This window comes from Nitrincola sp. (assembly GCF_048264025.1).
Lineage (GTDB): Bacteria > Pseudomonadota > Gammaproteobacteria > Pseudomonadales > Balneatricaceae > Nitrincola.
In genome coordinates this window covers 282,615-294,955 of record NZ_JBLXDN010000002.1, presented here as the reverse complement: position 1 = coordinate 294,955, position 12,341 = coordinate 282,615, and the positions used below count along the sequence as shown (strand labels likewise).

The following is a 12,341-nucleotide window of genomic DNA, read 5'->3' as shown; positions in this document are numbered from 1 at the left end:
ACTCAGATGCCGGTTTGCTTTCTCGTCAGATAAGCATGGCACATTGTTAGGGGGGCGGGTCCATCTTATTTCCTACAGGGGGAGATTCAGGGAAGGGAGGGATTCGCTCACAGAGTGAGCTCCTACAAAGCATCTACACCTGTGGGAGCTCGCTCCGCGAGCGAAGGGGATTAGCCCGCGGAGCGGGCTCCTGCATTGGGGGGATTCGCTCACAGAGTGAGCTCCCACAAAGTATCTACACCTATGGGATTCAACAGGGTTGAATCAATATTTTCCGATAATATTGATGAACCAGCCTTGGGTGCGGAAGTCCATGTCGGTTAGGTCATCACTGAAGTCAGAGAAGTTGTAGCCAACACCGGCTTTTAGGTGATTGCCGAAATGGCGGTACATACCTAGTACGGCACCTGTGCGTGAGTCTTCAGCGGTGAATTCGTCTCGGCGACGTAATTCGACCATCAGATCCCATTTATGCACTACATGCCAATCGGCTCGTACTGCAATCAACTGACCTTTGCTGCTGAACCAATCGGCTGAGTCATCTCGACTCATGCGCAATTCACCCAGGCGATAGGCATAACGCCCACCCAGACTCCAGCGTTCGGTCAGGTCGTAGATACTGTCGATTGCAAACACATGGCTGCGCTGAGAGTAATCAACCAGGTTACCGGTTGACGAACGCTGCTCAGCCGGTGCCAGGTCCGACAGGTAGGTGTACTTGACCAGGGTATTCCAGCGATCATTCAGAACGGGACGGTAAGCATAGCCTAGTGACGCTTCAACAAAGTTGCCGTCGAAGAATGAGCCTTGGCTGGAGTCACCAAGTGCCATATCCAGATGGCCGATCATGCGCCAATCAGGATCGATCTGGTAACTCAGGTTATTACGTACCAGCCAGACAGTTCTGTCTTCAGCGTTGTAACGATCCTTGCGGTATTCCAGCGCACCAGCGTAACGAATATCTTCGTTACGATACCCTACCCGGCCCGATATGGCGCGGCGGCGAATTTCGTCGTCCGTTTCACTGTTGAGGCGTCCTATGTCAGTGCTCAAACCGTAAGTCCAATGATCATCCGGGGCAAAGTCCAGCCCGTAGCCCTGCACCAGACCCGTCTGCTGTGAGCCATGCTGGTAGCGCTGCTCGGCATAGACACTGGTGGTATCTGTCCAGCGCGAGCGTGCACCGGTTACCACCTGACCCATACGGGAACCTATGCCATGATCGGTACGGTCATTGTCCAACTCATAGTTGAGGTAGAGGTTGGTGCGATCTGAAGAGGCATAATCTACACCGGCTTTAGCACCCAAACCCAGATCACCGTCGGAGAGTTCACCCATCAGGCGAATACGATCGTTGATGCGGTAGCTGCCGCCTACACCGGCACGGTTGTTGTCCCGACGATTACCATCCGTTTTCACTGTACCCTGCACAAAGCCGTGTGCTGTCCAGGGTTCATCATGAGGAGCATATTCCAACTGAACGGCAACATCATCACGCTGCCCCTGATTTCGTGTTGAAGCCGATTGACTGGTGCGTTCTTCGGAGCGATAGCCGCCGATAACAGTCCATTCTTCGTCGAGTTGGTGAGAGATGCCCACCTCGGCACTCTGGTTTTTCCAATCGGAAGACTGAACCGTTTCATCCGCGCGTAGAATCAAATCGGTCTGTTCGGAAAGCGGCGTGACCAGGGCAACACCGGACTGACGTGTGTCATTGGTGGTCAAGCGCCCTGGGGCATTAAAGCCCGCATCGCGTTCTTCATGATAGAAAGTCAGCTGCCCATCGCCGTCAATGCCGATGTCCTTAAGATCCAGGGAGCCGTCAATCCGCTCGGCATGTGCTTGCCCGCCCGTAACGGAGCGGCCATTGAAGCCAAACCCACCATCGAAAGAGATTTGCTCTTCAATACCTTCACCTTCGGTACGCGCGGCTTCCAGTTTCAACCAGGTACGGTCGCTGTGACGTAACGTGATATCGATCCCTTCCTGGTCCTGACGATCCCCGAAGTGTTCCTGACGCGAAGCGGTTACACCAAGACGTACTGAATCGTTTGCCCAGACTGACGCACGTCCACCCACGGCCAGATCATCCATGCTTTCAAAGCCAGGGGAATATTCATAGGTGACGACCAGATAGGCCGGATTTCCTGACAGGCTACCCCCACTTCTGACCACTGAATTGTCATTCGACGTAGCGGACAAAGGACGGTTCAGCAGGATGCGGCCCTGTATGGCATCAATTTCATAGTCAATACCGTAGGTGAGGTACTCTGACATCAGCACCAAACCGGAGTGTTTGTCACGAATTTCAACGCGCAGCATTTCACTGCCGGAGGAGATATCCTGATTGCGCAGGAAGTAAAGTGAGCCACCGGTTCCCAAAAACTCTTCGCGTGCGCTAGCGGTACCCGGCTCGGCGGCAAAACCTTCCACCACAACCCGACGCTCGCCAAAAGCGGTAAAACCATCACCCTGATAACGCGCCTGAGCACCATAGAGGCGACGGTCAAATTGACTCAGTTCCGTATCACGGTTGTGTTGCTCGAAATTACCCCACATCGCATGAGATTTGCCATCTTCAACACGCACATAGCCCTTGCCTTGAGTTGGTGCATCTTCCACCAGCGTGGAGTCATCACCGAAGGTAGCCCAATGACGATTGGCATCCATGCGACGCAGGAATTCACGCGGATTTTTGTCATTGAAATTGCTGAACAAGCTGTCTATCGGCTCTTCACCGGTATCAATACTGGCCGTTATGGTGTATTTGCCATCAATCTTGCCTTTGGTATAGAACGCCAGACGCCCATCGACATACAACTTGTCGTCATAATAACGGTCTTCCCCCGTCACCAGACGGGCCGGACCCGTAGTATCCTGCTGCCCGATGGTGATGTCGGCAATGGCTACAGTAAACCAATCCCGCTCAGGTAAACGCAGGTCGCGACGATAGATCCGGCCCTGCCCATCTGGATCCAGCAGTGCCACTTCCACACTGTGTTCGCCCCGGGGAATGATCTGGGCTGTGGCAAAGTTACCCTGAAGATCAACCGGTACTGGATCACCCATTACAAAGACGGCATAACCTGGCTGTACACCCTGACCATTAATGGTCACGGTGCCACCCGCCACCGGGATCCGGTGACGCTGTAAACGGTTCCCACCGGTGACCGCTAGAAGATCAGCACGCACCTCGTCGGCTTCGGCTTCATATTCACCACGGGTGAGCTGCAATGGCTGCAATTCGGTATCGTCAAAACGCCCTTCGGCATCATAAACCCGCAAACGGTAATAAAGTTCATCCGGCAGTTCATCTGAAGGTAGCCACTCACCATTCAACAAGGGATCAAGTTCAACGGTTTCCAACAACTGCGGCTGTCCCCAGCGTGAGCGCTTGCCATAGATCTGTACCTCACCACGCTCCACCCAATTCATGTAGTTACTATAACCACGGAAATAGTGGGTCTGACCGGGAACCGCCATGCGCGGAGCCGCGGCCACATTCAAACGTGGCTGCGCGGATAAATTGTCGTAGCGCACCTGAAGGCTGTTTTCAGCCAACGCCACATCAACACAGCGCTGCTGATCAGCGACGCCAGCACTGTGCTGCCCCACAGGCTGACCATCCACACTAATTCGAAACGGTGCTAAGGCTTCGGTGCTGGTATAGCCACCTGTGCAGGCCTGTTGCTGTAACGGTTCGTCGTACCAGATTTCGACTTCAACTCGGCGATTGATTGCCATCCCTTCGGCGGTGGCATTACTGGCAACGGGTGCATCAGGACCACGAGAGTCCAGGTCAATATCCGCCGACGACAAGTTCAGCGCTGCTCTGAACTGCAATGCCACTTGTCTTGCACGGTCCAGGCCCAAGCCATAGTTGTCTGTATAGATATTGGCGGCACGTGCCGACAAACGCTGGGGATCGGTATGACCGATGATGCGTAAACGAACGTTATCCTTGTTCTTCAGCCTCTCCATGACTTGCCATAGCTGCTCAGTATAGCCCTCAGGCAATATTGAACGCCCAGACTCAAACTGCACGTTTGGCAGTAGTGTTTGTAGCGTCTCTGAATCATTCGAATTGAGTGTCAGCACGGCAGCGGCCTGCTGGTTTTGATCAGGCAAATGCCAAAGCACCAGGCGCTCACGTGGCAGTTCACGTTCGCCTTGCTGTGGTAAAGGGGGTAAATCACCTATACCGCCCGCACGACGCTGTAACAAGGATTGATCTTCCATCGCACCGCGTTCGCCAGACAGTCCACAACCCTTACCCATTTCACATGAATCGGCATAGATCAACGGTGAAGCAGCGGCTATCGCCAAACAGAGTAATGATTTATGCAGTTTCATTGGGTTACCTCTATACGCTCAGCACCTGGAACAATTTCTTCTTCGATTCTCAAGTCATAACAACAGCCCTGTTCTTCCCAGTGCTCTTCAAGCCAGGCTCTTACAGCACCGATCCGCTCACGTGCATGATCTATATCACCGCCCATGTCGAGCTGATAGGCAATGCGCAGAATGGAGGGTTCTTCTTGCAACAGTGGCAAGACTTCTTGCATCTGTTTCGCGTAGTTAGGACGTAACTCATGTGCTTCAGTAAAGACTGCTGAACTCAGATCCAGGCGCACAACTCGATGAATCGCGGCACCGAAGTTCAGTTTCACCATGCGTCCCTGTGTCACACGTACAACCCGTGGGTTTTCAGTAGTCACGCGGTAACCGCTTGGCAGACTGCGTTCATCCAGCTTGAGAATGAAGTTGCCACCGCGCAGTTCACTGGGAACATCTGCACAGGCGACATGGAAGCGTCCATAATCATCAGTGGTGATCAACCAGCCGCGTGGTGAAGCCAGACGCGCCCTCGGAATGCCGGGTTCTCCCTCGTTCTGATAGCCATCACGGTTTTGGTCATCAAAGACCTGTCCAATGATGTCTGTACAGTCAAAGATAGGATCCGGAACCACGCGTACCGTGGCGGTGCCAATATTAGATACCCGCGTATTGGCCAGACTGTTGAGTGCCCAGGCACGGTTCACATATTCATTGAACTCAACCCCGGAACCGACCACCAGCAACAGCTGAATGATGACTTCTTCACCGGCGGCCAAAGTGCGTTCCGGCCATTGCAGGTTACGCCCATTGATTTCAGGTTCTGATTCAAAGCCATTCAAGCTCGCTGAACCACGTACATACTGGAAACCGGCCGGGATCTGATCCTGTAACACGATATTGTGCAGTACTGACGAGAGCGTGTTGGTTGCTGAAATCTGGTAAGGCACCAGTTCACCGCGACTGACATCACTCTTAGGCGTGGTTTTTACTACCCGAACAGCGCCTTCCAGCAGCGGATCTAGCGGGATGTGGTTGTTAAGCACATCCGCAGATGTCGATGACAAGTTGAACGCAAAGTAATACTGAGTTGTATTCGAGCCACCTGGCAGAATACCGTCACAGGCCGATGGTTCATGCATGGTTACGGCGCTACCTGGTGCCAACGGCGAGTTTTGAATCAGCGCAGGCGAAGGTGTAGCTCCGACCGTCAAGCTACCATTACAGGCCGGTATCATCGTTGATGGCGACTGCAGATAACCCGATGGATAGTTGGTGATCGTGAGATTGTATTCCCCATCTGGGGCCCCAGGCATCAGCAGGAATTGATAAAAACCATCTGAGCCGGTCACGACATTGGCTGATCCACTCAGCAAATGTGTAGCTGGGTTGAAACCAGCCGGTCCTTGCAAGGTGACTTGTGCGCCTGAAACAGGTTCACGTGTCACCGCATCATAGACAACACCGGCCGGATCAAGTGGCAAGCTCTGTTCCACATAGTTCTGACCTGAGGCCAGCTCCATACCCTGCAAATACCCTCCATTGACAGAGGCATTGGCTGGGTTGTCAGAGTTACCCTGCTCATTGGTCACCGGATTACCATATAACAGACGGGTTTCCGGATGACGGAAGCGAATATCATAGCCACTGCCCGGTGGCAGATTGGTAAAGTGATATTCCCCTTGGGCATTGGTTTGTTGAGTGGCGACCAATACACCGTCTTTCAACAACTCAACCGTCCAGTCAGACAAAACCGACTCACCTGGCTGGCGTACACCGTCACTGTTGCCATCAAGCCAGACGGTACCCTGCACACTGGCTGACTCAGCAACACCGATGATTTCAATCGGAATCTGTGCCAGGTTATTGCCCTGTAACCCTTCAGGCTCGCTGCCTCCAGAAATACGGCTATGGTTGGTCAAAATGCTGCCAGAACCACCTGGCTCCACATCCACCTGCACCACTATGTTGGGTGCGTTGCTGGTCGCAGGAATCACCTCCTCAGTGGTACAGGTGACTGTCTGTCCAACAATAGAGCAGCTCCAGTCTGGATGAGTCCCTTCAAAATTTCTAAAGGTGACCCCTGGTGGTAATTCACTGACCACGGTGACGGTGCCACTGCTGTCTGCAGAGCCGACGTTTCCGGGTATAAGGGTGTAGAAGCCAGTGCCACCACCATCGGAAAAGACATCATTAGATACGGTGATATCCAAGGTCAAATCAGGATGTGGACCTGGGACTTCAGGGAACAGGTTACCCGCAGACAGCGTCGTGTTGGTCAGATCTATAGCGCTAATCTGACTACTCGGCGCACCTGGATTAGCTGGCGTACCACCAGCGGAACCCGCTACCGGCAGGAGGTTGATTGTTCCGGCAGGTTGATCTGGCTGCTCCAGCGTGTAAGTACCGGCTGGCAGTCCGGTGAACAAGAAGTTGCCTTGCGCATCGGTTGTGGTTTCCTGAGTGATGGGATTGCCATTAACGTCAGCACCGGTTAAACGAATGACTTGATCAGCAATACCATGATCCGGTCCGTTCAGGGATTGGCTACTATCGTAGTCCAGGAACACTTGTCCTCTGACAGTCCCACTCAGCGGCAGCTCAGCAAAATTATTATTGCTGCTGATGGTATTGGGTGGCAAGACAATGCTGCTGATACCACTTGGTAGATCAGTCGATGCTGTGGGTGTACCCACTGTACCATTAGGAACAGCGCCGGGAATTGTCTGACCATTGACGGTATTGTCAGGCTGATTTGGCTGCTCAATTGCATAGGAGCCCGGCGGCAGATCGGTGAAACTATAGTGGCCATTGGCATCCGTTGTGGTTTCACGATTGATGCTGACGCCGTTCACATCGGTACCGACCAGACGAATCGTCTGACCGGGAATACCCGCATCACTGCCATTCTGGATGCCGTTATTGTTATGATCTTCAAACACCACACCGCTCAGCGTGGAAGGGGCCCACTCGGCGAAGTCATTGTTTATTGATCCACTGACATCACCGCCACCTAGATCAGCCAGTACTACACCGGTGATCTGACTGGCATCAGCATTGGGATTACTGGCCGTGCCTGAGCTTCCACCACCCACAGGGTTACCCGCTGTTGTTTCGCCATTCAACAAGCCGTCAGGCTGTGTCTCGCAGACAGAATAGCTTCCTGCCGCCAGGCCGCTGAACAGGTAGTTGCCTGCCAAGTTGGTGGTTGTAGTTCCAACAAGCGTACCTGAGCAATCCAGACCACTACGCAGTTCGATCAGTACGCCGGCCAACGGCTGGTCTGTGGTTGACTCAAAGCTGCCATTAGGGGCTGGGCTGGTGTTATCCAGGAACACGCGTCCTGATATGTAACCCGCTGTGCTGACAAGCAGAGGCACGTTCACTGGGTCTTCATTACTGCCTAGATTGGTGCTTAAGGCGCCGCTAGGAATCGTGTTGATATGCTCCCCTGCTGCGGTAGCGGTTACATCTACCTCGATGGTACAGCCTCCCGCAGGCACTGTGGCGCCGGAAGCCAGGGTAATTGAATCACTATTCGCGGCGGCGGTGACGCTGCTACAGGTTCCACCCAGATTAGGTGTGCTTGCAACCCGCATCGGCCCAGGCGCATTGGGCAGATTATCGACCAACGCCTGAGTCAACGTCATATCCTGACTATTGAGATTGTAAATGTTAATAGTTAGACGTGAAGTGCCACCAGATGGAATCACAGCCGGATTGAACTCTTTGCTCACTGAAGGTGGTGTCGCCACGATCAGCTCGGCAGTTGTAGGCTCTTCGTTACTCACTCCTTCGGTGGTAGTTAGAGCACCGGCTGGAATCTCGTTGATGTAGTTTCCGGGTGTATTGCTCAACACCGGCAAGGTGATTTCACAGGTTGCACCACCGGCCAAGGTTCCCCCTGACAGGCGCACCGCGGTTGCTGACTCAAATGCTGTCACACTGCCATTACAGCTGTTGGTAATGATAGGGTTTGGCTGGGCAACCACCATTCCATCCGGTAAGGAGTCGGTTAACTGCATGCCCGATACAGCCGTGGCACCTGGATTAACAATGCGGATCGTCAGGGTGCGTGCGACACCCGCGGCCGTAGTGGCAGAGCCGGTGGTAAAACCACCTGGGGCAGGATTATCCAGGGTGGTATTTGCAATCGCCTTAAATACTTGCAAAGGCGGTTGGACATAGAGGGTATCTTCAGTAGGCGGATGGGTAATAGGGGTTCCACCGACTTCCAGCGAGTTGGCTGGAATTGTATTTAGGAACTCGCCAGCCGCGTTGGCTACAACATCCAGTTCCAGATAGCAGCTATTAACACTTCCAGCCGTAGCGCCAGCTAATACCCCACCTTGCAGATGTACACGATCACTGCCAGGCCAGGAAACGACAGCCGATGGGCCACAGGTAGTGACAGAGTTCGGGCCTGCCGGAACGCTCAAACCACTGGGGAACACATCTTCAATACTGAAGTTGGTCAAGTTAACCGGGCTGGCATTATTAAAGGTAATACGCAAACGTGCCCGTTCATTGACATCTACCACATTAGGCACAAATTCCTTAATAACAGCCACGGCAGTGGACGTCGTCATGGAAGATTCAGCGCTGGTAGAAGTGTTTGTCACCCCCTGCGCCGTCGTGATTGAGTTTTGCGGAATGATGTTGGTGATAGTACCTGGTTGCACCGAGGTAACACGCACACTGACTTCGCAGGCGGCCCCTGCATCCAGAGCCGCACCCGACAGACTCACAAAGGTGCCATTGGGCTGTGCCTGCACGTTGCCCGCAGGACAAGTGGTACTGGCCAGAGCTGGCGAAGCAATACGCATGCCGTTCAGTTCGCCAGTCTCAAGACCATCAAGAGTGAAGAAGTCAGTCACCGACAAGTTGCTGACGGCACTGACACCATTGGTAATAGTGATCGTCAGGGTGGCGGCCTCTCCCGGCGCCACATTGGCAGGCACAATGCCCTTGGACAAGGTGGGTACTGTGGCGACCTGGTGATTCAGTGTGGCGCTCACGGGGGTTTGATTGCTGATATTGTTATCAGCCGTGATATTGCCTGCAGGAAGCGTGTTTACCCAACTACTGCTACCTGAAGCCACTACATCAAACAACAGGTCACAACTGCTATTACCTGCAATGCTGGCATCGCTCATGCTCAGTGAGTCGCTACCGGCAGCCGCGACAATTACCGGGTTTCCAGCACAGCTACTATAGGCATTTGGCGGACTGGCAAGCTGCATACCTGTCGGTAAGGGATCGATTACCGACACATTGGTAAGCGGTAACGCATCATTATTATTCAAACGGATGGTCACAGTAGAACGACCACCAGAGCTCACACTGGCAGGGCTGAAGGCTTTGGTAGCTGACAGTGCGGAGGTATAGGTAACCCGTGCAGTATTTGAGTCAACTCCCAGGATGTTGCGATTACTACCGTTCACCAGTTGTTGAGTACCCCCCACACTGGCGGTGTTATCGTAGATGCCTGCCGATCCGACCACATCCACGTAGAGATCACATTCGCCCGCATTGCCGCCTGTAGCGGCAGGCACTGTACCGGCATTTAAAGCGACAGAAGTCGAACCAGCTTCAGCGTCAATCGTGCCACCACAGCTTGTACTGGCATTGGATGGCGTGGCAACACGCAACTGCTGCAAGCCACTGCCAGGCAGGGTATCACTGATGGTTAAGGCGATCAGCGGCTCAGAAGAGAAGTTACGCACCCGAATTCGCATTTGCACAACCGTGCCTTCGGAGCGGGTTAAGGATGTTGCACCGGCAAAGCGCTTTTGCACGTCGACAACAGACTGATAGCTGTAGGAAACCGAGTCAGATGGCACCTGGTTGCAGAATTCTGAACCATCATTGAAACAAACCTGGCCAGATTGAATCTGGTTGCTGGTTGAACCACTGGCGCGCTCAGGATCAATCATCGCCCAGAAGCTGATGGTACAAGTCCCTGGACTCGTGGCCGACGCTCTGCCTGGCAGGGTCGGAATGGTAAATTCCAGATCAGTCGCATTGAGCGCATTAGCGTCCCCAAGTACGCCACAGGCCGCTGACAGGCTGGGTGTATAATCCACCCCATTGATCGTACCTGTCAGAAAGCTTGAACCCTGTGTCAAAGTGTCTTCCACACTGACATTACTGATTGGCGCAGCAGAGAAGTTCTGTACTGTAACTCGGTACTCAACCGCATTACCCGGTGCCGCACTTGTGCCAGTCTGGCGGGATTTGAGTACCCGCAGGCGGTCGGCAATCATCACCGTAGCCGAAGCTGACTGGCTGATGATTCCCGGTTGACCGACAACAGTCACGTCGCCCTGAGGTATTGTATTAGTATAGGTGGTCGGTTCGTCGCTGGTTCCTGTTATCCCAGAGTAAGTCGCCGTAAGGGTACAAGTGCCTCCAGCAGGGATGGTAATGCCGCTAGCTTCAAGATCATTCCCATTGACTATTAGGCTACTTGCCGTACAGCCTGTACCGGAAATAATAGGAGACGGCACACCCGACAAACTCAAACCGCTAGGCAAGCTATCGGTGAACTCAACGCCGGTTAAATCTGTTGTACCCGTATTTCCCAGCGTAATGGTAAAGGTACTCTCTTCCCCACTGGAAAGCGGAGAAGCCGCAAAGCCTTTACCAACAGTCAGGGGGGAACGGACAGTGATATTTCGGCTGGCATTGGATGCCGGACGCAGCCCTTCATCACTATTGAATGAAGACGTTTGCAGGGTGTTTGTTGACGTCAGCGTATAATTGCCGTTGGTTTGGCGCGCCTGAATGGGTACATCAATGGTACAGCTTTGACCTGCACTCAAGGTGCCACCAGAAACAGCCACCTGCGCAGCAGCTCCCGGGGTCAAATCAATAACGGCACCAACACTGCCACCGACACAACTGCCCGTTGCAGCTACACCCGTAGGCTCAATCACCGCGCCGCCCGCACCACTGGTGGGGAATACATCGGTAAAACTGAAATTAGTCAGGGGAATACTGGCCGGGTTATTGACGGTAATTCTCAGGGTACCCGTAGAGCCACCGAGGATAATGGTGCCATTACCATCAGGAAAACCTTTTGACCAGGTAGGACGTGAAACGGCATTGACGGTGTAGGACTGAGCACCACCGGTTCCATTGGTAATACCTACCGCATCGCGCGTTGCACTGACACTACCGGCTATGAGCGAGTAACTATGAGATGCCGAAGAACCCGTATCACTATAAGCTACAATCGGTACGCTGATAGTACAACTGGCATCACCCGATATTGATGCACCGGCAAGGCTGATCAGTTGCGTATCTGGATCAGCCGTCAGCGTTCCACCACAGCTATTGCTTGCCGCACCACTGATACGTAAACCGGCATTAGTATTACCGGGCAGAGATTGGCTAAATGAAACTGTAGAGAGTGGCGATCCGGTGGTGTTATTAAGCTCAATCTGCAGTGTGGTCGGCACACCAGGAAGTATAGTGGTGGCGCCTCCACCAGCCGTTACTGAGACGCTGAAATTACTACTGGCAAAAGCAGCAGGGCTCAACAGCAACACACTGAGCACGCTATACCTCAGGCATTTCTTACTCAGGCTTTTTTTACTCAAGATAGGAGGGGAATCCACACCCTTAGGTTGAGAGCTGTCATCAGCATTGGGAGTAACCTTCTTAGATACTAGCCGACGTAACTTGCGCACGGCCCCATCGACATTCCAGGCATAGCCTTGTGACATGATTCCCCGTTCCCCGTTTTTATGTTTATTCCACCAACACGCTGGCCTAAACAAGCTGGCTGATGTTATAAATTGATCCAGACGGAGACAGGCAAAGCAGATGAGCTCCCTGCCCATGTCCGTTCTTTTTTTAGTGTTTTTATTTAATCACGCTGGGGTCAGCTGGCTCATCACACGATCTATTACGGTTTCTTTCATTTTCTGTCTATCCATTTCAAACCAAATAGATTTAATTTAAACCTAGGCAATTCAACCAACTAACAACACTAAAAATGC

At 53.1% G+C, this 12,341-nt stretch carries 2 protein-coding genes; both read right to left on the bottom strand.

Going from position 1 to position 12,341, the window contains the following annotated elements; all coding sequences use genetic code 11:
• Positions 1 to 264: 264 nt before the first annotated feature.
• Positions 265 to 4,353 (bottom strand): OmpA family protein, encoded by a 4,089-nt coding sequence (locus tag ACN0R1_RS03465; protein WP_417579948.1) that lies wholly within the window; start codon positions 4,351 to 4,353, stop codon positions 265 to 267.
• The gene (locus ACN0R1_RS03460; RefSeq protein ID WP_417579946.1) at positions 4,350 to 12,065 is read right to left on the bottom strand and encodes an SdrD B-like domain-containing protein; all 7,716 of its coding nucleotides are present in this window, start codon (positions 12,063 to 12,065) and stop codon (positions 4,350 to 4,352) included. Before ACN0R1_RS03460 ends, ACN0R1_RS03465 begins: the two co-directional genes overlap by 4 nt.
• Between the last annotated feature and the right edge of the window lie 276 nt (positions 12,066 to 12,341).

What these genes read in the sequence shown, in the direction of transcription:
- ACN0R1_RS03465 (WP_417579948.1), bottom strand. Translation starts at nt 4,353, where the DNA reads ATGAAACTGCATAAATCATTACTCTGTTTGGCGATAGCCGCTGCTTCA.
- ACN0R1_RS03460 (WP_417579946.1), bottom strand. Translation starts at nt 12,065, where the DNA reads ATGTCACAAGGCTATGCCTGGAATGTCGATGGGGCCGTGCGCAAGTTA.